Genomic DNA, 23,261 nt, shown 5'->3' on the forward strand with positions numbered 1-23,261 from the left:
CGTATCTGCACACCCGCTGGCCAGCCTTGCAGGACTGGAAATGTTAAAAAAGGGAGGAAACGCTATAGACGCGGCTATTGCCACACAATGGGCTTTAGCGGTGGTTTACCCCGGAGCCGGCAATATTGGTGGCGGCGGCTTTATGGTTGCCCGCCTGGCCAACAACGAAAACATAGCGCTGGATTACCGGGAAACAGCACCGGCCAAAGCACACCGCGATATGTACCTGGATGCCAACGGCAATGCCGTTGCCGAAAAAAGCTTAAACGGGCATCTTTCCTCCGGCGTACCAGGAACCGTGGCTGGTTTGTATGCCGCCCACCGGTATGCCCGGCTGCCCATGGAAGTGCTGATACAGCCGGCCATTGATTTTGCCGAACAGGGTTTTGCGATCACCGCAGCCGAAGCCCATGGACTAAATGCCAACCGGGAGGATTTTCAAAAACTCAGCACCCGGCCTACAGCTTTTGTAAAAAAAGCCCCCTGGCAAAAAGGCGACACCCTCGTACAGAAGGAGCTGGCAGCTACCTTAAAACGGATCCAAAAAGATGGACAGCGGGGGTTTTACGAAGGAACTACCGCCCGTCTTATTGTTGAAGAAATGCAGCGCGGCAACGGCATTATCAGTCTGAACGATCTGAAAGCCTACCAGGCAAAACCGCGCCAGCCGCTTCTTTTTACATACCGGGGATATGAGGTCATGGGCATGCCCATGCCCAGCAGCGGTGGATTGCTGCTGAACCAGATGCTGAAAATGATTGAGCCCTACGATATCGGAGCCATGGGATTTGCATCCCCGGCAGCCGTCCAATTGATGACGGAAGCCGAGCGCAGGGCTTATGCAGACCGCGCCCGCTATATGGGCGATGCCGATTTTGTGCAGGTTCCTGTTGCCGCACTCACAAGCGACGCCTACCTCAAAAACAGGATGAAGGATTATGATCCGCAAAAAGCCGGCAGCAGCAAACAAACCGGAAGAGGCATTGTTGCCGGTTATGAAAGTGAAGAAACCACACATCTGAGTATTTTGGATAAAGAAGGCAATGCCGTAGCGGTAACCACCACCCTCAACAATAACTATGGCAGCCGGACCGTTGTAGGAGGCGCCGGCTTTCTTTTAAATGATGAAATGGATGATTTCAGTGCCAAGCCCGGATCCCCCAATCTTTTTGGTGCCGTAGGCGGAAAGGCCAATGCCATTGCTCCCGGCAAACGCATGCTCAGCTCCATGGCTCCTACCCTGGTATTAAAAAGCGGAAAACCCTACCTCGTAGTGGGCACACCGGGAGGAACCACCATTCCCACTTCCGTGTTTCAGACAATCGTAAACATCATCGATTTTAAGATGAATACGGATGAAGCAGTGAACAAGCCAAAATTTCATCACCAGTGGCTGCCCGACCGCATCGATATCGAAAGCGGCTTTCCGGAAAACACAGCCGCAGCGTTGAAAAAAATGGGCTATGCTCTATACGATCGTAAACAAATCGGCCGCACAGAGGTTATTAAAATACAGCCGGACGGGAAACTGGAAGCCGTTGCGGATCACCGGGGCGATGACAGTGCGGCAGGATTCTAATAAGTTCCAGGCTTAATGTTTTGGCGAAAGCCGGACGGAAAAAACTGATTACAACAAATTCAAACCAATGAATGAAACAATATTCATACAAAGCGCCATTCAGCAATTCAAAGACTATAAAGCGCTTGCGGAAAAAACATTTGCACAGTTGAGCGATGCCGACTTCCATTTTCAGCCGGATGACGCCAATAATAACCTTGCGGTAAACATTACGCATATGCACGGCAATATGCTCAGCCGCTGGACTAATTTTCTTACGGAAGACGGCGAAAAAGAATGGCGGAAAAGAGATGAAGAGTTTGAAGAACAGCAGCTGGACCGGGCTCGTTTAATGACGCTTTGGGAAGAAGGATGGCAGTGCCTGTTTAACGCACTGGAATCGTTGAAACCGGAAGACCTTGACCGGACCATCACCATCCGCACCAAACCCCTGACGGTGATTGAGGCCGTTCATCGCCAGTTAACGCATTATGCCTATCATGTGGGACAGATCGTTTTTATCGGCAAACATATCCGGAACGATCAGTGGCAGAGCCTTTCCATAAAAAAAGGTGATTCCAAGGCATTCAACGAACAGTTAAAATCCGGAACCCGATAACGATGGCGGAAGATCTTACCATACATACCGGCTCAAAAGATGCCCAATACAGCGCATTGCTTCCGCAGATCGAAGCAATCATAGCGGGAGAACCCGATCTGATCGCCAATCTTTCCAATATCGCAGCAGCACTAAAGGAACAGTTTCAGTGGTGGTGGGTAGGCTTTTACCTGGTCAAAAACGATGAACTGGTGCTGGGCCCCTTTCAGGGACCGGTAGCCTGTACCCGGATCCGGAAAGGACGCGGCGTTTGCGGTGCGGCATGGGAACAGGCTGTAACCCTTATTGTGCCCGATGTGGAGCAGTTCCCGGGGCATATCGCCTGCAGCAGTTTCTCAAAATCGGAGATCGTGGTGCCCATTATACGCAACGGTCAAGTGATGGGCGTGTTGGACGTGGATAGCGAAAAGCCGGATCATTTTGATGCCGTGGACCAGCAATACCTCGAAACACTGGTCAGCCGTATTTCTTTTTCAACTTTTTAAACCCGTATATGAGCACAAAAAAAATTATTGTAACCGGAGCCGTACAAGGCGTTTTTTTTCGTAAAACGGCCAAGCAACAGGCCGATATCATGGGAATTTTGGGATCTGCACAAAACCAGCCGGACGGATCTGTACTCATTTACGCATATGGTGATGCGGAACCGCTGCAACGCTTTATCGACTGGTGCAGACAGGGACCGGCCGGCGCAAAGGTAGAAAACGTAACGGTAACCGATGTTCCCGAAACGGAAGAATACCGTTGGTTCGAGATCCTGGGCTAGCGCATTCCCGGGCATACGGGATGATTTATATCCATCCTTAGAATCTTAAATAATCTCCATCTGAATGCAGCAATGAATCCCTTCTGAAATCGTTGCTTGTACCCCGGCTTAAACCACTTGCTGCAAAATCATACAACAATAATTTCCCATAAATTGTCCAAATAAACGGTTGCGCCGTTTTTTTTGCGCTATTCTGTGTTAAAAGTGCCCGCATCTGTGCAGCTTCGGCTATTATTTACCTATCTTTGACCACACCTCTTTTTCAAATGCATGCCCTTTGGCTGCAGACGCCGCCGTTATTCTTCATGTTTATCCCGGCAGGTCGGCAACAGGAATATTGAGAACATCAAAATGCATCTAATGATCACAAAAGAAATTACCATCCGGCACCACAGTATTGGCACTATTTTACCGGCCGTGCTTCAGTTGAAAGCCGAAGAGCTGGATATTACCGGCACGATAAATACCAGTAAACAATCCACGATTACCTTACTGATTTCAGGTAAGAAAAAGGACCTGGAGGCTTATATTGCCTGGTGTGAAACTGCAGCGATCGGGCGGGGAGCAACGGTTGCCGAAACCAGGGACCGGGCCTTTAAAGCCTTCTATAATTTTTCCCGGGTATAATCGTTTCGCTCCCGACACCATTGATCCCCCATCTCCGACCGGTGATCATTTTCCGTTTGAAAAAAAATCTGGGCGGTGCTTTAGTTCTCACCGATATTGTGTAAGTTGCCTCTTATTTAATCAATTTTCTTTACTCATGAAAAAGCAACTCTATGTAGCGTTTGCGGTGCTCTGTGCCGGCGGCCCTTCCCTGTATGCACAAAACGGCGACCCCAAGATCACCGAAGTATGGAATCCGGAACCCAGGATTGTAACCCCTGGTGCCACAAGCGCAGATGCTCCATCCGATGCCATTGTGCTCTTTGACGGATCCGGTCTTTCGAACTGGGAGCGCGCGGATGGAAAAGGGCCTGCAAGCTGGAAACTGGACAATAAAGCAATGACCGTGGCGAAGGGATCGGGGGCTATCCGCACCAAACAAAGTTTTGGCGACTGCCAGCTCCACGTTGAATGGCGTACGCCGGCTGAAGTGAAGGGCGACGGCCAGGGAAGAGGAAACAGCGGCATCTTCTTAATGAGCAATTATGAACTGCAGGTACTGGACAGTTATAAGAACCGCACCTATAGTAACGGCCAGGCAGGCAGCATCTATAAGCAACTGATCCCGCTGGCCAATGCATCGCGTAAACCCGGAGAGTGGCAGACTTATGATATCATTTTTATTGCTCCCCGTTTTAATAAAGACAGCACCCTCAAGTCGCAGGCAAGAATCACGGTGATCCACAATGGCGTACTGGTACAAAACAACGCTGCCATCCTCGGCGCCACCCAGTATATCGGCATTCCTCAAAATACATTTCATAAAGAAAAAGAGCCCATCATCCTGCAGGACCACGGCGACCCGGTAAGCTTCCGGAACATCTGGATACGGGAACTGGAGTAATAGCGAATCCTGTAATTACCTTTTAAAAATAGCCGGAGCTCTTTTAGTATGAGCCCCGGCTATTTTATTGGAACGAGGAATGAATTCGATGAGAAAAGACCCCCATCCGGAGCGGAAGACGGGACTCGAACCCGCTACCTGCAGCTTGGGAAGCTGCCGCTCTACCAGGTGAGCTACTTCCGCTTACAAGCGCCATAAATATACTGAAGTTGTTTAAATTTTTCAAAAACGGTAATCTTAAATATACCTACAGGGTAACAATGGCTACATCCCGTTGATATTCCCTGTAAAGCATTATCCGCCCCGTAAACGGCCATTGTACCGGATCAGGTAATTCCGGCTTAAGGAAACGCATGGATACTTTAAATATCCTGGTAAACAACGCGCGTCCGGTATCAGTTGTCATTTACAAACGGAGGAGCAGGAAGAAGGCGATCGGGTGGTTGATACGTTTCGTCTTCTTCCTTTATTGCAGAAAAAGATTGCCGGCCGGCAAATACGGCCATTGCTGCCTGCAGCATGCCTGCTCCTGAGAAATTCAAAACAATCCCGTAGCCAATAAACTATTAAAGTGCCCGTACCTTACTGCCTCGATGATCCTGACCTTCAAAACATTACCAGCCTTACATTTTAAACAGGAGCATCCAATCTTTTACATGCGCCCTTCTTGCCGGAGCCGGGAAGCCCTTTTCTTCTTTTTGTTTACCTTAGCAATACTGCATCCAAATTTCTAAATATGAAACAACTCTTCATCATTGGTATTTGCTTGTTTACACTTTGTTTATACAGCTGTGGTTTTGAGGAACGGAGAAAACAGCTGGATGAGCGGGAGCAGTCGCTGAACCTGCGTGAACAGGCACTAATGCTTAAAGAAAAAGAAGTCAAACTTAAAGAAGACAGCCTTAGCAAATTTGCAGCAACGATCGATTCTGCAAACCGCCTGCCGGTGCCATCCGGCATTCCGCTACCGGACTCCCTGGCGGGCAACTGGAATGCAGCCATGGTTTGCACCCAAACCAATTGCTCCGGCTTTGCCGTAGGCGATATCCGCAAGGAAACCTGGCTCATCGCCGGAAATGGCACGGCCGTAACGGTACGGGCCATGCAGGGCGACAAACTGATCCGCGTTTACACCGGTATTTTCACAGGCAGCGATCTGAAGCTCTCCACTCCCGAGCCGGAGGGTACGCAACCTTCGGCTTCCATGAAAGTGGAACTAAAAGTCGATCAGAAGAATCGGCTGAGCGGTCAGCGGCTGATTACCCAGGCAGACGGTTGTGAAACCACCTTTAAAATAGACCTGGATAAATCGAAGCACCCCTAATCTTAACCTTTCCCGATCATGCTGTTAAGTATTATTGACACCACACTTCCGGTTACCGACCCGATCTTAAGATACCTGATTGTAATTCTGATTGTATTGCTGGCACCAATCCTGCTGAACAAATTAAAGATCCCCCACCTGATCGGCCTGATCATTGCTGGTGCCCTTACCGGCCCCAATGGGTTGGGCATACTGGACCGGGACAGTAGTATCGTGGTTTCAGGCACCACCGGGTTGTTGTACATTATGTTTTTAGCCGGGCTGGAGATCGACCTGATCGAATTCAAAAAAAACAAATGGAAGAGCATTACTTTCGGTATGTATACCTTTTGCATCCCAATGATCATCGGTACCCTGGGCAGCTATTACCTGCTGCATTTCAACTGGATGACCTCGATCCTGCTGGGCAGTCTGATCTCCTCGCACACACTTCTGGCCTATCCCATCGTTAGTAAACTGGGCATTGCCAAAGACCGGTCGGTCAACATTACCGTAGGTGGCACCATGATCACCGATACACTGGCATTGCTCGTGCTTGCAGTGATTGTTGGAATGACCAAGGGACAGGTAGATGCCGCTTTCTGGCTGCGGCTTACGCTTTCCATTCTGGCTTTCGGACTCATTGTATGGTTTTTATTTCCCATTATCGGAAGATGGTTTTTTAAAAAAGTGCAGGACAAGATCTCCCAGTTTATTTTTGTATTGGTAATGGTATACCTGGGTGCCGTGCTCGCCGAACTGGCCGGTGTGGAAGGCATTATCGGAGCATTCCTTTCCGGCCTCGCATTAAACCGGTTGATACCGGCCACCTCACCGCTGATGAACCGGGTAGAATTTGTAGGCAATGCGCTCTTTATTCCATTTTTCCTCATCAGCGTGGGTATGCTGATCGATTTTAAGGCTTTTGTAAAAGATACAGAAACCATAAAAGTAGCCGCTGTGCTTACCGTTGGAGTTATTGTGGCAAAATACCTGGCCGCCTGGGCCACGGCTAAAACCTTCCGGCTCAACAAGCCGCAGCTTCGGGTGATCTTTGGATTGAGTGTGGCACAAGCCGCTGCCACCCTTGCCGCTGTAATGGTGGGTTATAATATCATCATTTCCGAAACACCCGACGGGGAACCCATCCGGCTGCTGAACGAAGCTGTGCTCAACGGTTCCATCCTGGTAATTCTTATTACCTGTACGCTGGCTTCATTAACAGCCCAGAAAGGCGGACAGGAGCTGGCAAAAGAAACCGGCGGCGGAACGGAAGAAAGCAACAACAACAATGAAGACGGTGAAAAAATAATGATCGCCACCAATGCATTGGACAAAACCGAACATCTTGTACAGCTGGCGCTTTCCATTAAATCGGCCCCAAATACAGACCAGATCTACGCCTTGCATATCATAAACAAGCACGACGCACCCGATGGATCGGACAGAGCAGGCAAAAAAATGCTGGAGCTGGCTGTACACACCGGTGCAGCGGCTGATGTTAAAGTGACCGATATTCTCCGCTACGACGATAATGTCATCAATGGAATCACTGGTGAACTCAAGGCCAATAAAATCACCGATCTCATCCTGGGATATAGCACCAGACCCTACAACTCGGTGAAAAGTTTCGCGCTGATCAATGGCATTCTCGACAATGAAAAAATCACCACCTATGTGTACAATCCCGTTCAGCCTTTATCTACTATCAAAAACAACGTGGTAGTCATTCCGCCAAATGCGGAGCGGGAAGCGGGATTCTTTTACTGGCTTTCGAACCTGTGGACGCTTGCGAAACATTGTGGTGGCGGCGTAAAGTTTTTTGCTCCGGCGAACATCGAACCGCTTTTACAACGGCTTAATGAAAAGAACCCGATCGAATATCGCTTTACAACATTTACCAATTGGGAAGACCTGCTGATCCTTTCCAGGGAAGTTGATAAAAACGATCTCCTTACCGTTGTGCTGAGCCGTCCCCAATATCCTTCCTATAACCCGCATATGGACCGGATCTTTACCTATCTCGACCGGTATTTCCGTTCGGGCAATTTCCTGCTCATCTATCCCATACAGGTAAAACCGGCGGATGCCGATGATTTTTATATCAACGATCACTATTTCCTCAATCCGACCATGGATCTGGAGGGGCTTGGCAAGGATATTGGGCGCATCTTTAACCGCGAACGGTAAGCAGATCTATCCATGTAATCGTTAACCCTTTGCCCGTATAAAACCTTTTGTGTCTTCGGCATTCCTGGTTCTTTTTCATGCAACGACGCGACGCTTTAAGTCTTCGCTACAAAGGTGCATTAAGGAAACTTCTTCTTGGTTCTTATTTCGCGTTCCTGCTTTTAATTTAAAAAAAGCTCCAGGTCTTCAGTGCTTCTGTGGCAATGTCTGTAAAAATCATATATCCTAAAGCCCGGCTGGCACCGGTAACCGGCATTTTTCGTTATCTTCACCTCTATAATATTCAGATATGAAACCTGCACTTTTTTTTCTGTCCATCCTGGCCATTGGATGTTCTTTAAACAGTTACGGGCAGCATACCATTATTCAGGCCTGGCGCACTTCTGATTCCATCCCGGTTCCGGAATCAGTACTGCCGGCATCTAACAGAAATGAGTTATATGTGTCGCTGATTGACGGCAAGGGAAATGAGAAGGACGGCAAAGGCGGTGTAGGCATTATTTATAAAGACGGCAGGGTGAAAAATCTTAACTGGGTGACCGGTTTGAATGCTCCCAAAGGCATGGCCCTGTATAAAAACCGTTTATATGTGGCGGACATTACTGACCTGGTAGTGATCGATGTAAAAAAGGCGCAGGTGATTCAAACGATTCCCGTTCCCGGATCGGTTTTCTTAAATGATGTAACCGTAGACAAAAAAGGAACGGTATATGTATCCGACACCCGTGAAAACAAGATCTATAAGGTAACCGATCATCGGCCTGAAGTATACCTGGAACAGGTGACCGGCGCCAACGGACTGAAGTCGATCGGCACCGACCTCTATGTACTGGCCGGAAAAGAATTATGGAAACTGGATGCCCGGAAAAACAAAACGGTCATCGCCTCCGGTTTTGAACAGGGCGGCGACGGGTTGGAACCAACCGGCGACGGCGGTTTTATCGTTACCTGTTGGGCCGGGCTTATTTACCATGTATCTCCCACCGGCTCCATTTACAAAATGCTGGATGTACAGGGCCGCATGAATACGGCGGATCTTGCTTATGAAGCATCTTCTAAAACCTTATATGTTCCTACGTTTAACAATTACAGCGTAGTTGCCTTTGAATTAAAATAATGCGCCGTAATTCCCGTTTGATTGGGCGATTTCCCACTGCCTCCGGGAAGACAATGGCTCCTTTACTACGCCCCCTTACTGGTATTGAATATACACCGGCCGGGGTTTAAACTGTAAAAGCTCTTTGGGTGTAAACAAACCGGTACTGCCGCGTTTGAGATCATTTTTATAAAACAGCTTGAACCCGGTAAACTGCACCGGCTGACGGTAAACAAAGGCATTATAGGTTCCTGTTTTCAGAGCCTTGCTGCCCCAGCCGTCCATATCGATCACCACCTGTACTTCGGGCACTTTTTTAATTTCTTTATACCCTGTAACCATGTCATTCGTAAACCGATGTATAACCAGTACCTTGGGCGGCAGCTGGTTGTCCCGAACGATTTTGGCAAGATAGTCGATCACAAAATTAATGTCATCGGCGTCAAAGGTTCCGATCCTGCTTCCGGGGGTGGCCCCATCCTTCATGGAAAATTCCGGATCGATCCCGAGATGGAATCCCGGTCGTTTAAAATATTTTTCAAAGCGGGGAATCTCTTCCCGGAGCGTGCTTTGTCCAACCTGCACATCAATAAACGTAAGGGCGCCAATTTCTTTAGACCATTTCAATACGGTATCGATCTGGTGAAACGGCATTCGCAGCCGGTATTTTCCGTCCTTGCCGGGTGTACCCTGTGCCGTTACCGCGATATAATGCAACGCAGGAATCACGGGCATTCCGGGATCTGCTTTTTCCCATTTGGACACCTCCAGTTTTAATTTTTGAAGCATTTCTTTCTTCGGAAGCTCGCCCAGGATGCCCATACCTTTTGAATACAAATTGCCATAATAGGCAATAACCCGGTTGAAGGGAAATACTGCTCCAGGTAAGGGATACGGGGCCTTCGCCGGCCAGCGGCCCGATGCATCGCCATTAGCCAGCTGCTTCATGCGCGTATCATATCCTGCGGTGTCCAGTACTGCCGTTACGGCCTGGTCTTCAGCAGCGACCTCCGGCTTCGCCGCTACAGGAGTATGCTCCTGCGCAGCGGCGGCGATTTTTTCCTGTGAATCGGAAGCCGTACAGGCCATCAGGCAAACACCGATCAACAATGACTGGATACTTTGAAAACGTTTTATCATACATAACTCTTCGATCATAAAGATAGGTTTCATAAAGGGCAGTGCCCTGCTGTGTTGCTGTTAAAACAAACTTAAGAAGCGGTAAAATCTTTGCCGTCTTCCAACATTCGCATGCGATAGGCATTCATTGCGGTGCTCCCCAGCTTTTTCACCAGTCCGTAGTTGGCAATAAAACCTACAGGGGCACCTATTACCGGCAAGAGCTGTGCCATTTTTGCAAGGTCGATATAATCGCGGTACTCCTGTTGAAAGCGCCGCCAGTCGAAAGCAGCAACATCCGCAGGCATCTGTTTCATTTTTTCATCCCAGTGCTCCATTTTCCGGTATACGTCATTGCGATGTTGTGCGCTTGAAAATGCCAGCTCAAAAATATGCAGCAGGTATACGCGCTCCCGGTAATCCTCAAGGTCGATGCCATATAAGGAAGCAATTTCATATAATAGTTTCAGCTTGAGCGCCAGCAGCAACGGGAAATCTGCAAGCCCCATTAAAACCCCTCCCGCACCGGTTACCCCGCCTTCAACCGCCGCTGCATTCCGGTAAAATTTTATCTTTTCCTTTATCTTCTGTTCTCTTAAAATAAATGCTGCATCCTTTAGCGGCTTCGCTGTAGTATGTTTGGCTCCAAACAGCACTGCGTGGATCATTTGCTTGATCACTACTGTAATCCCCTTGTGGATTTTCTCCGGTATCAGCGCATTGATCTTATCCTGTGTTTTTTTTGAAAAACGGTGAAACATCCCCGGTGGGCGCTGCATCTCAAACTGCCAGCGCTTCAATTCGGCCAGTGCGATCTGTTCATATCGGTTCATAATCCTTAATTTAAAAGAGCAGGAACAGCCTGCTCTTTTAAAACAACCAAAACAAAATAAAGGTTACCAGTACGCGGAATATAATGCAACCAGCATAGCTACAATAATCAGCGATCCGACGGCAAAACCGGTGGAAGTTTTGAACATACCGGTGTCCACCTCAAGCCCTTTAGATACCACGCCTCTTTTATGCTGGTAAATACTGATCAGATACATACCAATCGCGCAAATCAGGAATACGATCACCATACGGTCCATAAACGGAATTTCGTAGATACCCGCTCCATTTGGTACCGACCAGCCAAACTGGTACAGGAATGAAAGATTAACCCAGCCCGGCAGAAATTTCAGAACAACGGAAGCAATAAAGCCACCGATCGTTGCAAACAACGCCGCGCTGGAGGTGGTCTTTTTCCAGAAGAACCCGAAAATAAACATGGCAAAAATACCCGGTGATACAAAACCGGTATATTCCTGTATGTACTGGAATCCCTGCTTTCCCTCGCCCATCAGCGCGTCACCCACCACCAGGGATAACAGCACCGCAAATAACATAGACACAATTACAGAGATCTTTCCTACACTTACCAGGTTGCGCTCGCTGGCATTGGTATTAAATACTTTTTTATAGATGTCCAGGGTAAAGATCGTAGCAATGCTATTGGCCTTACCGGCAAGGGAGGCCACGATGGCGGCCGTTAATGCGGCAAAAGACAGTCCTTTAAGTCCCGCCGGTAATAATGAAATGAGTGCCGGGTACGCTTTATTGGGATCCTGCACGCCCGTGGTAGTAAGCAGCTGATCGGGGGTAATACCACCCAGGTTCTCTTTTACGATATAATATACGGCAATACCCGGCAACACCACGATGATGGGCATCAGCATTTTAAGAAAAGCTGCAAACAGCAACCCCTTACGGGCAACCGGCAGTGAGGCTCCCAGGGCACGCTGGGTGATATACTGGTTACACCCCCAATAACTCAGGTTGGCGATCCACATACCGCCGATGAGTACGCTTAAACCCGGCAGATCGATGTAGTTGGGATTGTCTTTTTTAAAGATCAGGTGAAAATGCTCCGAGGCCTTGGATTGTAATACATTAAAGCCGGCACCGATGCCTTTTCCTCCGGAGATCAGGTTTAAGGCAATATAAGTTGCCACCAATCCGCCCAGTACCAGGAAGAATACCTGTATCACATCGGTGAAGCCGATCACCTTCATACCTCCCAGCGTAATAACAATCGCGAAAATGGCCAGGGCCATGATACAAAAAGTAATATTAATACCGGAGATACCGCTGATGGCCAGCGCACCCAGGTAAAGGATCGACATCAGGTTTACCACAATGTACAGCATCAGCCAGAACACGGCCATGATCATGGCCACTTTGGAATTATACCGCTGGCTGAGAAATTGCGGCATGGTAAAGATCTTATTCTTCAGGTACACCGGCATAAAAAAGATTGCCACAATAATCAGCGTGGCAGCTGCCATCCATTCATAGGCCGAAATGGCCAGCCCCAGTTTGAAGCCAGACCCGCTCATGCCGATCATTTGTTCGGCCGAGATATTGGAAGCGATCAGTGATGCGCCGATCGCCCACCAGGTGAGCGACCCCTCTGCCAGGAAATAGTCGTGCGAAGCCGAAACCGATTCCTGTTTCTTCCTGCGGTATACCCAATACCCGTAGGAAGCTACCACAATAAAGTAAATAAAGAAAACCAGATAATCTGAACCTTTCATATAAACAAGTTTAATTTCGTTAAAAGGAGCGCTAATATATTATTTTTAGCCCGATCCGGGGAAATATTTTAAAATTTCTAAAAACTCAGCGGATTCGTCAAAAAAATTGAAATCGAATACATTAGGGCAAAAAAAGCCGGACCAGGAAATAAGTACCTGGTCCGGCCGGCAAAAGAATAACTTTTTACCAGAACCGCACGTACAAAGCGGCGAGTATCATTAGTGTAATTACAATTAATACAATGGTACGGGGTTGCAATTTAAACATCGCCTTGTCAATTTCAAATGCTTTGGGATTGTCTTTGGGGCCGGCCAGGCTAATGGCCACCATGGCCAATACAGTGAAAAAGAAGGACCAGCCCATATTGATCAGGAAGGGGATTTCTGTTATGGTATGCAGTACTCCGCCTTCCATTTTTTCGTACGTGAAGGCTGTATACAGCCAGGTTTCTTTCCCGAAAATTCCCACGGCGTAGTTATTAAAGAAAATGGCCAGTACAAATCCCAGGATCACTCCAACCAGGGCTGCAGTTCCGGTGGTCCGCTTCCAAAACATACCCAGTAGAAACATAGCAAATACACCCGGACTGATAAAGCCGGTGTATTTCTGTATAAAGGTAAAACCACCTTCACCGCCGATACCCAGTACATCTGTCCAGGTAAACACCAGCGCCACGATCATGGAAAGGATCACCACCCAGCGGCCGATACGTACCGATTGCAGTTCGGTCATGGATTTGCTCAGGTATTTTTTATGCACATCCAGCGTCCAGATGGTGGCAATACTGTTTACCTTTCCTGCCAGGGAGGCTACAATCGCTGCCGTTAATGCGGCAATGGCCAGTCCTTTTAAACCTGCGGGCAGGAAGCCCAGGATAGCTGAGTAGGCTCCATCTTTTACGCCACTGAAACCCGGCAAGTGGTTATGCTTATACAGTACATACGCCGCAATGCCCGGCAACATCACAATAATGGGCATCAGTAACTTCAGGAAGCCGGCAAATAAGATACCGGTACGCGCGGTTTGCAGATCGGCACCCAAGGCCCGTTGGGTGATGTATTGGTTACAGCCCCAATAGTTCAGGTTTACAATCCACTGCCCCGCAAAATACATGGCAATACCCGGCAATACCACGTATTTCTGCACATTCAGGTTCTGCGGATGATCGATGGTGGTTTGTGTCACCGATGGTTTTTCCAGCATTAGTTTAAAATGATCCGGAGCCTGTTGCAGCAAGGTTTTAAACCCGGCAATGGCACTGCCGCTGGTGGCGCCATTGATGCGCATGTCTACAATCTGCAGCGCCATGTATACCGTAGCCAGCCCGCCCAGGATCAATACGCCCACCTGAATGACATCGGTAAAACCAATCACCTTCATACCCCCAAGGGTAATGATCAGCGCCATCAGCAGTAACACGATCATAATCACATGCAGATAACCGCCACCTAACAAAGCGTTAATGGCCACCGCTCCCAGGTATAAAATAGACGTGAGGTTTACGAATACATAGAGCAACAGCCAGAACACAGCCATGATCAGCGATACGGTCTGGTTGTAACGCCGGTTCAGGAATTGCGGCATGGTATAGATCTTGTTCTTCAGGTATACCGGTATGAACCAGACCGCCACAATGATGAGAGCCACTGCAGCGATCCACTCATAGGCGGCTACCGCTACCCCAACAAAAAAGCCTTCGCCACTCATTCCGATGAACTGCTCTGCAGAAATATTGGATGCAATCAACGATGCACCGATGGCCCACCAGGTAAGTGATCCCTCCGCGAGGAAATAATCGTGCGATGCAGAAACCGCAGCCTTCTTCTTCCGGACATATACCCAGTACCCATAAGAAGCCACTACTACAAAATAGATAAAGAACACCAGAATGTCCTGCCAGGCTAAATTTTCTTTCATATGTGCAATTGTTATTAATGTAAAAGAAGGCCTCTAAAAAGTCCGTTTAAACCATCCCGGCAAAAGCAACTTCCCAGACACCTGCAACAATTTAATGATTAATTTTTGTTGAGCTGATAATACATATCGTTCCAGCGGAGTTCATTTTTAAAATGGTACAAATCCGTCTTTTGATTGATCAATACACATTCGATTCCCGCCATTCCGGCAAAATCTTCCAGGTGCTCCGCCGTTAGATTTTGCGAATAGCAGGTATGATGCGCGCCTCCTGCCAGGATCCAGGCCGCACAACCGGTGTGCATATCAGGATAAGGCTTCCAGAATACCCGGGCCACCGGCAACTTCGGCAGGTCTTGCGGGGGCGCCATAGCTTCTACTTCATTCACCAGTAACCGGAAGCGGTTCCCCATATCCATCAGCGCGGCATTCAGTGCAGGGCCACCTTTTACATTAAACACCAACCGTACGGGATCCGCTTTTCCGCCAATCCCCAGGGGATGGATTTCGCAGGAGGGCTTCCCGTTTGCAATACTGGAACAAATCTCCAGCATATGCGATCCCAACACCAATGGATCTCTGGGGTCAAAATGATAGGTATAATCTTCCATAAAGGAATTTCCGCCTTCAAGGCCTGTTGCCATCACCTTCATTGCCCGTACCAGTGCCGCGGTTTTCCAATCGCCTTCTCCGGCAAAACCATAGCCTTGTTCCATCAGGCGCTGTACTGCAATACCGGGCAGCTGCACCATCCCATGCAGGTCTTCAAAAGTATCGGAAAATCCTTTATAATTCCCCTGCTCCAGGAATTGTTTCAAACCCAGTTCAATACGCGCAGCATCCAGCAGCGACCGGTACTGTGCTCCGTCGCTTTTCAGCAGTGAAGCAACATTGTAGGTATCCAGGTATACCTGTGCCAGTGCTTCGGTTTCTTTGTCACTTACCTCGTTGATCACCGCTACCAGGTCGCCGATCCCATGGGTATTTACGCTGTATCCGAATTTGAGCTCGGCCTCTACTTTATCGCCATCTGTTACGGCCACGTAACGCATATTATCTCCAAAACGTACAAACCGCGCCCCCTGCCAGTCGTGCCAGCCGGTAGCCGCACGGCACCATGCAGCAATACGATCTAATACCTGGTCATCTTTCCAGTGCCCCACAACCACTTTCCGGTGTTTGTTCATCCGGCTTAACATAAAGCCAAACTCCCGGTCGCCATGGGCTGATTGATTGGTATTCATAAAATCCATATCGATCGCGTTCCAGGGAATATCCCGGTTAAACTGGGTATGAAACTGAAGCAAGGGCTTATGAAAGATCTTGAGTCCGTTGATCCACATCTTTGCAGGAGAAAACGTATGCATCCACGCAATTACCCCGATACAGGACCTGTTGAAATTGGCGTCGGCAAATACCTGCTGAATCTCCTCCGGAGTTTTTACAGTGTCTTTCCAAACCAGCTTAACGGGTATTTTTGTTGTAGCGTTCATATGCTGAACGATTTCCTGTGAATGTGCCGCTACTTCTTTTAAGGTATCGGCTCCGTAGAGATGCTGACTCCCGGTTACAAACCACAATTCTAATGGTTCCAGATTGATCATGTTGTATATTTTCGGTATTGTTGATTATTGTCCGTAATAGCTGTTGGGCCCATGCTTGCGCTGGTAATGCTTATCCATAAGGGCTTTCTTCAGCAAGGGTACCTGCGGGTTGATCTGTTCGGTGAGATAGGCCATTTTTGCAACTTGCTCCAACACGGCACTGTTGTGCACGGCCTTGGCCGCATTTTTTCCCCAGGTAAAAGGTGCATGATTGCCGATCAGGATCATTTCAACTTCCCGGTAATCCAAACCGTTCTCTTTAAAATGATTCAATACCTGGTGCCCCGTTTCCACTTCATACTCCCCCTGTATCATGGCATCATCCATCGGAAGTGCGCAGGGAATGTTTACAATATTATAGTCGGCATGTGTGGTTCCGTAAATAGGAATGGCTCTTAACGATTGGGCCCATGCAGTTGCATAGGTAGAATGCGTATGCACAATACCGCCGGTCTCCCTCCAGTGCTTATAAAGCACCGCATGTGTTTGCGTATCGGAACTGGGATTCAGCGTACCGTCTACCGTTTTCCCGTCAAAATCCACAATCACCATTTTCTCAGGTGTAAGGTCCGTGTATGCGACTCCGCTGGGTTTAATGGCAAATATCCCTTCGTTGTGATCCGCTTCACTGGCGTTTCCAAATGTAAAAAGTACCAGTCCCAGTTCGGGTAACTGCATATTGGCCTCAAATGCTTTTTGGCGGATCGCTTCGTACTTCATGATTACAGGTTATTATGTTCTAAAAAGGCGCCTATTTTTTTATAAGTCGCCATGCGTTCTTTATAGTATGCATGTTTTTCAGGAGTGGGAAAGTATTCTTTGTCGAATCCCTGCCCCATGGCCTTCATGGCATCTTCAACTTTCGGATAGATGCCTGCAACGGTTGCGGCAAACATAGCAGCTCCGATGGCGCAGGTTTGTTCTGAGCGGTGAATGCGGATCGGCATATTCATCACATCTGCCATTACCTGCATGATATAGGCCGATTTCCGCGCTACACCTCCTACACCAATCAGTCCTTTAATGGGTACTCCTTCTTCTTCAAAGCGGTCAACAATTGCCTTGGCGCCAAAACAGGTGGCCTCCACCAGCGCTTTGAATATCCTCGGCGCATCAGTTCCCAGGCTTAAACCCGTTAAAGCACCATGCAACAGCTGATTGGCGTCCGGTGTTCTGCGCCCATTCAGCCAGTCGATGGCAAAAGGATCCGTTGGCTCCAGGGGCAATGCCGCTGCCGCAGCCGCCAGTGCAGGTAATATCCGGTCTTCCACTTCTTCAGTCAATGCAGCTGCAGCGGATGCTGATTGTTCACTGTTCCCTTTTAATAACTGCAACGGCCAGGCCAATAGGTTCTTCAGCCAGGCGTAGGCATCTCCGAAAGCGCTTTGCCCGGCCTCCAGTCCTGTCATGCCCGGAATCACCGATCCCGTTACCTGGCCGCAGATGCCTTTTACTGTTTTATTTCCTGAAAGATCTTCCGGCGGCACCACCAGCATGTCACAGGTGGAGGTTCCCATTACCTTGCTTAAATGGTAGGGGTCAATCTGTCCGCCCACAGCGCCCATATGCGCATCCATGGCACCAATTCCCACGACCACCGCTGTGCTCAGTCCCAGCCGCGCTGCCCATTCGGCACAAAGCGTTCCGGCAGCTTCATCCGCAGCATAGGTTTTTACCGGCAGATGCTCTACAAATCCATCCAGCACCGGGTCTAGTGTTGCAAAGAAATCATTGGGCGGAAAGCCGCCAAAGGCTTCTGACCACAGTGCTTTATGGCCCGCTGTACACACGCCTCTTTTCAGTTGCTGTATATCGTTTCCTCCGGTAAGCAGGAAGGGCAGCCAGTCTGCATGCTCTACCCAGCTGGCCGTATTTGCTCTTACCTTATCGTCTGTTTTAAAAATATGCAACAGCTTGGCCCAGTACCATTCACTGGAATAGATGCCCCCCACATACTGGAGGAAATTGGTTTCAAACCGTTCTGCATGTTTGTTGATTGCTGCAGCCTCCGCGGTAGCCGTATGATCTTTCCACAATACAAACATCGCATTGGGATTCTCTGCAAATTCTGCGGACAATGCCAGGGGCTGCCCCTGCAGATCAACCGCTACCGGGGTTGAACCGGTTGTGTCAATAGAAATCCCCTTAACATGCGCCGCAGCAGCGGGGCCGGCCTTGGCAATACACGCTTTTATAGTTGTTTCCAGTCCTTCTATATAATCCAGCGGATGCTGGCGGAATTGATTTTTTGAGGGGATACAATACAGCCCCTGTTTCCAGCGGGGATATTGAAATACGGCAGCGGCCACCTCCTCGCCGTTTAACGCATTTACCATAACGGAGCGAACAGAATCCGTACCAAAATCCACTCCGATCACGTATGCTTCTTTCATTGACTACGATCGTTTAAAGGTTAAAAATACAATTTATTTTCAATAATTGTAAAATAGACAATTATTTTTAGAAAAGTGTTATAACAATTCCTTCAGCCTTTTATCGGTATAATCCGGAACATAAAACAGTACGTTCGCCTGCTGTCCGAATTGCTCCGGTTTATGCCCCGTGGTAAGGATGACCGTATCCATCCCCGCATTTGCTGCGGCTTCTGCTCCCTTGGGCGCATCTTCAAACACCAGGCAACCGGAAGGCGGAATCTGCAGCAACCGGGCACAGTTAAGAAAGGTTTCGGGATCCGGCTTGCTTTTTAATACATCATCGGCCGTTACCAGGGCTTTAAAATAAGAGCGGATGCCCAGCTGGTCCAGCACAAAATCCACATTAAACGGAATGGCTGCCGTGCCAATAGCCATGGGAATGCCCTTTGCGGCGGCAGCTTTTAAAAAGCCGGCTAAACCCGGTAACAAGGTTAGATGGGGAAGGTACGCCTCCTGGTAAAGCTGTTCTTTTCGCAGGGAAAGCGCCTGCTTTTCGGTATCCGAAAACCGTTCCGGACCAAAAATGCGGTCGAGCAATTCGCTGTTCTTGCCATACATATGACTGTTCACCTCTTCCCGGCTCATACCGGCCCCTAATTCGTCGTTCAGGATCCGGAACCAGGCTTCCTCATGAAAGGCCATATCGTCAATAACGGTTCCGTTCAAATCAAAAATAAAGGCACTATATTGCATTGCTTTAACGTTTCAGCATGAAAGATACATAGAAATATGGAGTTTACTGTATCGATTCGGATTTGCGATGGTGTAGTTGAACCAGCAAGCGGTCCGGTGCCGGTAGGGCGTAAAAGCGGCAGCTTAAACAGTGAATATGGGCAACATACCGAACAGCCATGATCAGAGTGGGCGCCGGGGCACTCCTTTACGGGTTAGTACTACCGGTTGTATCGATCCATCCTTATTGAAATAAAGATGCTCGATGCAGGTTTCCCGGGAGTTTCCGTCCTTTTCCGTAAGTGGCCGTCGATGGTAGATAATATACCATTCATCCCTGCCCGGAACCTGTATCACCGAATGATGGCCCGCGCCGGTGGCGATGGCCGGGTCTTGCTGCAACACCTTTCCCACCCGTTTAAAAGGCCCCAGGGGAGAATCGGCCACTGCATAAGCCACACTGTAATCCGGACCGGTCCATCCGCCCTCCGACCACATAAAATAATACTTCCCGTTACGGATAAACATTACCGGGCCTTCTACATATTTTTCGGGTGTGATTTCTTTAAATGTACTACCATCCTTAAAGGGTATAAATCCGGTAAAATCGTCTTTCAATCTTGCAATATTGCAATGCCTCCAGCCTCCGTAAATAAGATAATAAGCACCATCCTTGTCTTTAAATACAAACTGGTCAATCGGCTGCGCGCCGTTATGGAACCGGTCTACCAGCGGGCGTCCGAGATAGTCCTTAAAAGGCCCTTCCGGCTTTGAGGCTACTGCAACACCGATTCCGCCGGTTTGCTGATCGTTCTGAATATCATTGGCACCAAAGAACAAAAAGTACTGGTGTTTCTTTTTTACGATCGCAGGAGCCCATAATGCCCGGCGTGCCCATTTTACGCTCGCCGTATCCAGGATCCGTTCATGTTTTTTCCAGTGCACCAGGTCCGGGGATGAAAACGCATCCAGAAACACCTGTTTATGATAGGGTGCGGAAAACGTGGGATAAACCCAGTAGGTCTTGTTAAAGATCACGCCTTCCGGATCGGCATACCAGCCTGGGAAGAGCGGATTACCGGAATATTGTTTCTGTCCGTATACGATAACGCTTGTAAGGATCCATGCCAGCAGCAGCATCTTTTTTTTCATACGCTTTTTTTGGAGCTCCGTTATTAAAACCGGAGCGGGAGTATTTATTTCAGCAATCGTTCGGCAACAAAGCTAATGGCTGTTTTACCATGCGGCGCCGGCTTGCCGTTTTTATCCAGGTTTACAAAAACCATCCGGTCGATGGAAAGAATGGGCTCATGGGTCATTTTATTCCGGACTTCACAACGAAGGGTAAGGGACGTATTTCCAAACTTGGTGGCTACAATGCCGATTTCAATAATATCGCCCTGCCGGGGCGAAGCGATAAAATTAATTTCCGAGATAAACTTGGTGACCACATGCGTATTCTCCAACTGAATGATGGCATACAAGGCCGCTTCTTCGTCGATCCATTGCAGGAGGCGCCCGCCAAAAAGCGATTGGTTTGGATTGAGATCTTCCGGCTTTACCCATTTACGGGTATGAAACCGCATTTCATGTTCGTTATACATTTTATCGTCCATAACAAATGATCCGTTGCTGATTTGAAAATTTTGTTTACCGGTATACGTACAGAACGTTGATCCGGATGACTGCATCTATTGCCCCGATCAACGTCAATATACAGATAATTTCTTACAGCGGCTTCAGGAGTTTCTTTTTTTGTATGCGGCGATCACTTTTTCCAGGTGCGTTTTAAAACGCCCTTTCAGATCGGGAAGCGGATCATAAGGAAATCCTTCTGGTGCCAGGCGTTCTTCTTTTCCATCCAGGAAAAAATAAAAGGGCTGGGTATTCGACCCAAAACGCGAGAGCTGTATATCCGTATTCAATTCTCCCAGGGTTTCGATTTTCTTCCCGAGCTCTTTCGATTGATACTGCTCTGCCTCGGGGATATCAACTCCATTATGCACATCCACAAATAAGGATGCAATCACAAACTCCTCTTTCAGCAGTTTCATTACAGCCGGGTCGCTCCATACCTGGGCTTCCATTTTCCGGCAATTCACACAGTTAATGCCCGTAAAGTCCAGCATCAGCGGCTTCTTTAATTTACGCGCTACCTCCAGCGCTTCCCGATAATCAAAATAAGTTACGAGCCCGTTATTAACCACTACATCCGGTTCGTTCTTCTTCATGATGGCCGCATATTTTACGGGGGCGGGCATTCCTTCTTCATAATGTGCCGTGTCTCCTGCTCCAGCTTGCCGGCTGGTGAGCGATTTTACATCAATTCCAGATGGCAGGTCATCCGCATTAAAATCCTGGGTGCCCATCGGCGGCAAAAATGTGCCCAGCCCTTTCAATGGCGCACCAAACAATCCGGGGATCAGATACACAACCATAAAGAAGGACGCGATTGCGAAAGATAACCGTGTTACCGTAAGGTACGGCAGGCCGAAATCATTTTTGGGTAACTCATCATCATGTTTAAACTTGAGTTTTCCCAGCAGGTACAATCCCAGCAGGAAGAAGATCACTACCCACAATACAATAAATATTTCGCGGTCCAGGATCCGCCAGTTCTTTGCCAGATCGGCGTTGGAGAGAAACTTAAGGGCCAATGCCAGCTCCACAAATCCCAGTGTAACTTTTATCGAATTCATCCATCCTCCGGGTTTGCTTAAACTGTTTAGCCAGGAAGGGAAAAATGCAAATAATGCAAACGGGATCGACAAGGCCAGCGAAAAACCAAAGAATCCGATCAGCGGACCAATATAGCCACCTTTAAAAATGATGGGCAGCAGAAAGCCCAGTATTGGACCGGTACAGCTGAATGAAACGATGACCAACACGAGGGCCATAAAAAATATTCCCAGGAAACTGGATGTATTGGCTTTCGCATCGGCACGGTTAGACCAGGAAGCGGGCAGCGTAATTTCAAAAGCCCCTAAAAATGAAATGCCGAATATTAAAAACAAGATGAATATGGCCAGATTAAAAATCCAGTTCGTGGAAATGTTATTCAATGCTGCCGGTCCCCAGATAAGGGTAATTAAAAAACCAATAAAGGTGAATATAAATACGATCGAGGAGGAATAGATCAATGCATTTTTTCGCCCTTCTGCTTTTGTTTTACTTCGCTTGGTAAAGAAACTCACTGTAACGGGAATCATTGAATACACACAGGGAGTGAGCAGTGCCAGCAGTCCGCCTCCAAAGGCCCCCAGGAATATCCAGATCAACGACTGGCTGTCGTTTGATGTAGCTCCGTTTTTTATACCTGCAGTTACCGACGCAGCTCCTGTCTCCCCCAGGTTTTTTACATAAAACTTAAACGGTTCTTCAAAAGACGCAAATGCGTCCCCTGCCAGGTACATATAGGTAATGGCTCCTTTAATCACAGTGCTGTCTCCTTTTTTCAATGTTACGGCTTGTATCCATTGAATAGAATCTTTTGAAAACAAAACAGGCGCATTCAGCACAGGATCGGTTTGGGAAACCAGGTTGCCTTTCTGCACCAGGCTATCTTTCAAATGCGGGGTTGCTGTACTGTCGAAGACAACTGTTGAAAAAGCATCCTTATTTTGAGGCATTTGAAGGCCAAACAACTTCACATCCGTTCCATTTACATGAGCGGTGATAATCAAACGGATCTCTTCTTCACCGGTTTGTTGCTGCGTATAGGAAAAGGTCACTTTGGAGCTATCCTGTGCCACGGAAAACAAAGAGAGCAACATAAGGGGCAGGGCCCATAAGATCCGCTTCATATATTTTTTTTTAAATAGTGAGATCCGCAAATTTATATAAACAAAAAACGCTAACAAATGTTATAAAATGAAAGCGTCTTTATTTATAGAATATT

The 23,261-nt window shown here is 48.1% G+C and carries 20 protein-coding genes and 1 tRNA gene; 9 read left to right on the forward strand and 12 right to left on the reverse strand.

Annotated elements, in window-relative coordinates; genetic code table 11:
* The first annotated feature begins 40 nt into the window (after nt 1–40).
* The 6 genes from ggt to LL912_RS07240 all read left to right on the forward strand — a co-directional run bounded on the left by ggt (nt 41) and on the right by LL912_RS07240 (nt 4,453).
* Complete coding sequence (ggt, locus tag LL912_RS07215) at nt 41–1,579, forward strand: gamma-glutamyltransferase (protein ID WP_235552907.1); 1,539 nt, start codon at nt 41–43, stop codon at nt 1,577–1,579.
* A gap of 67 nt (nt 1,580–1,646) precedes the next feature.
* Nucleotides 1,647–2,177: a DUF1572 family protein gene (locus LL912_RS07220; RefSeq protein ID WP_235552908.1), complete on the forward strand. Its 531-nt coding sequence runs from the start codon at nt 1,647–1,649 to the stop codon at nt 2,175–2,177.
* 2 nt (nt 2,178–2,179) lie between these two features.
* Entirely contained in the window at nt 2,180–2,662 is a 483-nt protein-coding gene (locus LL912_RS07225; protein ID WP_235552909.1) for a GAF domain-containing protein, read from the forward strand.
* 8 nt (nt 2,663–2,670) lie between these two features.
* Nucleotides 2,671–2,943 carry an acylphosphatase gene (locus LL912_RS07230; RefSeq protein ID WP_235552910.1) on the forward strand — a complete coding sequence of 91 codons (273 nt, stop codon included), beginning with the start codon at nt 2,671–2,673 and terminating at the stop codon, nt 2,941–2,943.
* A 360-nt stretch (nt 2,944–3,303) separates the two neighbouring features.
* On the forward strand, nt 3,304–3,570 hold the full coding sequence (locus LL912_RS07235) for an acylphosphatase (protein ID WP_235552911.1): 267 nt from the start codon (nt 3,304–3,306) through the stop codon (nt 3,568–3,570).
* A 136-nt stretch (nt 3,571–3,706) separates the two neighbouring features.
* Entirely contained in the window at nt 3,707–4,453 is a 747-nt protein-coding gene (locus LL912_RS07240) for a 3-keto-disaccharide hydrolase (RefSeq protein ID WP_235552912.1), read from the forward strand.
* 110 nt (nt 4,454–4,563) lie between these two features.
* Here the strand turns inward: LL912_RS07240 and LL912_RS07245 are convergent.
* Nucleotides 4,564–4,636 (reverse strand) — tRNA-Gly (locus LL912_RS07245).
* A gap of 553 nt (nt 4,637–5,189) precedes the next feature.
* Here LL912_RS07245 and LL912_RS07250 point away from each other — a divergent pair.
* The 3 genes from LL912_RS07250 to LL912_RS07260 all read left to right on the forward strand — a co-directional run bounded on the left by LL912_RS07250 (nt 5,190) and on the right by LL912_RS07260 (nt 9,063).
* Entirely contained in the window at nt 5,190–5,777 is a 588-nt protein-coding gene (locus tag LL912_RS07250) for a hypothetical protein (protein ID WP_235552913.1), read from the forward strand.
* 18 nt (nt 5,778–5,795) lie between these two features.
* Nucleotides 5,796–7,946, forward strand: a complete 2,151-nt coding sequence (locus LL912_RS07255; RefSeq protein ID WP_235552914.1) for a cation:proton antiporter — start codon at nt 5,796–5,798, stop codon at nt 7,944–7,946.
* 289 nt (nt 7,947–8,235) lie between these two features.
* Nucleotides 8,236–9,063 (forward strand): SMP-30/gluconolactonase/LRE family protein, encoded by an 828-nt coding sequence (locus LL912_RS07260; RefSeq protein WP_235552915.1) that lies wholly within the window; start codon nt 8,236–8,238, stop codon nt 9,061–9,063.
* Nucleotides 9,064–9,138: 75 nt separating this feature from the next.
* On the opposite strand, the gene LL912_RS07265 is transcribed toward LL912_RS07260, so the two are convergent.
* From LL912_RS07265 to LL912_RS07315, 11 genes are all read right to left on the reverse strand, one after another.
* Nucleotides 9,139–10,200, reverse strand: a complete 1,062-nt coding sequence (locus LL912_RS07265) for a hypothetical protein (RefSeq protein ID WP_235552916.1) — start codon at nt 10,198–10,200, stop codon at nt 9,139–9,141.
* A gap of 53 nt (nt 10,201–10,253) precedes the next feature.
* On the reverse strand, nt 10,254–10,994 hold the full coding sequence (locus LL912_RS07270; RefSeq protein WP_235552917.1) for an EcsC family protein: 741 nt from the start codon (nt 10,992–10,994) through the stop codon (nt 10,254–10,256).
* Nucleotides 10,995–11,057: 63 nt separating this feature from the next.
* Nucleotides 11,058–12,737, reverse strand: coding sequence for a sodium/sugar symporter (locus tag LL912_RS07275; RefSeq protein ID WP_235552918.1), 1,680 nt, complete (start codon nt 12,735–12,737; stop codon nt 11,058–11,060).
* A gap of 184 nt (nt 12,738–12,921) precedes the next feature.
* Complete coding sequence (locus LL912_RS07280; RefSeq protein WP_235552919.1) at nt 12,922–14,655, reverse strand: sodium:solute symporter family transporter; 1,734 nt, start codon at nt 14,653–14,655, stop codon at nt 12,922–12,924.
* A gap of 98 nt (nt 14,656–14,753) precedes the next feature.
* A complete protein-coding gene (gene araA / locus LL912_RS07285) occupies nt 14,754–16,256 on the reverse strand; it encodes an L-arabinose isomerase (RefSeq protein WP_235552920.1) in 1,503 nt (500 codons plus the stop codon).
* Between the two features lie 24 nt (nt 16,257–16,280).
* A complete protein-coding gene (araD, locus tag LL912_RS07290) occupies nt 16,281–16,976 on the reverse strand; it encodes an L-ribulose-5-phosphate 4-epimerase AraD (RefSeq protein ID WP_235552921.1) in 696 nt (231 codons plus the stop codon).
* A 2-nt stretch (nt 16,977–16,978) separates the two neighbouring features.
* A complete protein-coding gene (locus LL912_RS07295) occupies nt 16,979–18,649 on the reverse strand; it encodes a ribulokinase (RefSeq protein ID WP_235552922.1) in 1,671 nt (556 codons plus the stop codon).
* Between the two features lie 78 nt (nt 18,650–18,727).
* Entirely contained in the window at nt 18,728–19,384 is a 657-nt protein-coding gene (locus LL912_RS07300; protein WP_235552923.1) for an HAD family hydrolase, read from the reverse strand.
* Between the two features lie 162 nt (nt 19,385–19,546).
* Nucleotides 19,547–20,515: a glycoside hydrolase family 43 protein gene (locus LL912_RS07305; RefSeq protein ID WP_235552924.1), complete on the reverse strand. Its 969-nt coding sequence runs from the start codon at nt 20,513–20,515 to the stop codon at nt 19,547–19,549.
* 44 nt (nt 20,516–20,559) lie between these two features.
* Nucleotides 20,560–20,979 (reverse strand): acyl-CoA thioesterase, encoded by a 420-nt coding sequence (locus LL912_RS07310; RefSeq protein WP_235552925.1) that lies wholly within the window; start codon nt 20,977–20,979, stop codon nt 20,560–20,562.
* Nucleotides 20,980–21,102: 123 nt separating this feature from the next.
* Complete coding sequence (locus LL912_RS07315) at nt 21,103–23,166, reverse strand: protein-disulfide reductase DsbD family protein (RefSeq protein ID WP_235552926.1); 2,064 nt, start codon at nt 23,164–23,166, stop codon at nt 21,103–21,105.
* Between the last annotated feature and the right edge of the window lie 95 nt (nt 23,167–23,261).

Origin of the sequence: Niabella agricola (assembly GCF_021538615.1) — a bacterium.
GTDB lineage: Bacteria > Bacteroidota > Bacteroidia > Chitinophagales > Chitinophagaceae > Niabella > Niabella agricola.

What these genes read in the sequence shown, in the direction of transcription:
- ggt (WP_235552907.1), top strand. Translation starts at nt 41, where the DNA reads ATGTTAAAAAAGGGAGGAAACGCTATAGACGCGGCTATTGCCACACAA.
- araA (WP_235552920.1), bottom strand. Translation starts at nt 16,256, where the DNA reads ATGATCAATCTGGAACCATTAGAATTGTGGTTTGTAACCGGGAGTCAG.
- LL912_RS07295 (WP_235552922.1), bottom strand. Translation starts at nt 18,649, where the DNA reads ATGAAAGAAGCATACGTGATCGGAGTGGATTTTGGTACGGATTCTGTT.
- LL912_RS07230 (WP_235552910.1), top strand. Translation starts at nt 2,671, where the DNA reads ATGAGCACAAAAAAAATTATTGTAACCGGAGCCGTACAAGGCGTTTTT.
- LL912_RS07300 (WP_235552923.1), bottom strand. Translation starts at nt 19,384, where the DNA reads ATGCAATATAGTGCCTTTATTTTTGATTTGAACGGAACCGTTATTGAC.
- LL912_RS07240 (WP_235552912.1), top strand. Translation starts at nt 3,707, where the DNA reads ATGAAAAAGCAACTCTATGTAGCGTTTGCGGTGCTCTGTGCCGGCGGC.
- LL912_RS07255 (WP_235552914.1), top strand. Translation starts at nt 5,796, where the DNA reads ATGCTGTTAAGTATTATTGACACCACACTTCCGGTTACCGACCCGATC.
- LL912_RS07220 (WP_235552908.1), top strand. Translation starts at nt 1,647, where the DNA reads ATGAATGAAACAATATTCATACAAAGCGCCATTCAGCAATTCAAAGAC.
- LL912_RS07280 (WP_235552919.1), bottom strand. Translation starts at nt 14,655, where the DNA reads ATGAAAGAAAATTTAGCCTGGCAGGACATTCTGGTGTTCTTTATCTAT.
- LL912_RS07270 (WP_235552917.1), bottom strand. Translation starts at nt 10,994, where the DNA reads ATGAACCGATATGAACAGATCGCACTGGCCGAATTGAAGCGCTGGCAG.
- LL912_RS07305 (WP_235552924.1), bottom strand. Translation starts at nt 20,515, where the DNA reads ATGAAAAAAAAGATGCTGCTGCTGGCATGGATCCTTACAAGCGTTATC.
- LL912_RS07225 (WP_235552909.1), top strand. Translation starts at nt 2,180, where the DNA reads ATGGCGGAAGATCTTACCATACATACCGGCTCAAAAGATGCCCAATAC.
- LL912_RS07260 (WP_235552915.1), top strand. Translation starts at nt 8,236, where the DNA reads ATGAAACCTGCACTTTTTTTTCTGTCCATCCTGGCCATTGGATGTTCT.
- LL912_RS07310 (WP_235552925.1), bottom strand. Translation starts at nt 20,979, where the DNA reads ATGGACGATAAAATGTATAACGAACATGAAATGCGGTTTCATACCCGT.
- araD (WP_235552921.1), bottom strand. Translation starts at nt 16,976, where the DNA reads ATGAAGTACGAAGCGATCCGCCAAAAAGCATTTGAGGCCAATATGCAG.
- LL912_RS07235 (WP_235552911.1), top strand. Translation starts at nt 3,304, where the DNA reads ATGATCACAAAAGAAATTACCATCCGGCACCACAGTATTGGCACTATT.
- LL912_RS07265 (WP_235552916.1), bottom strand. Translation starts at nt 10,200, where the DNA reads ATGATCGAAGAGTTATGTATGATAAAACGTTTTCAAAGTATCCAGTCA.
- LL912_RS07250 (WP_235552913.1), top strand. Translation starts at nt 5,190, where the DNA reads ATGAAACAACTCTTCATCATTGGTATTTGCTTGTTTACACTTTGTTTA.
- LL912_RS07275 (WP_235552918.1), bottom strand. Translation starts at nt 12,737, where the DNA reads ATGAAAGGTTCAGATTATCTGGTTTTCTTTATTTACTTTATTGTGGTA.
- LL912_RS07315 (WP_235552926.1), bottom strand. Translation starts at nt 23,166, where the DNA reads ATGAAGCGGATCTTATGGGCCCTGCCCCTTATGTTGCTCTCTTTGTTT.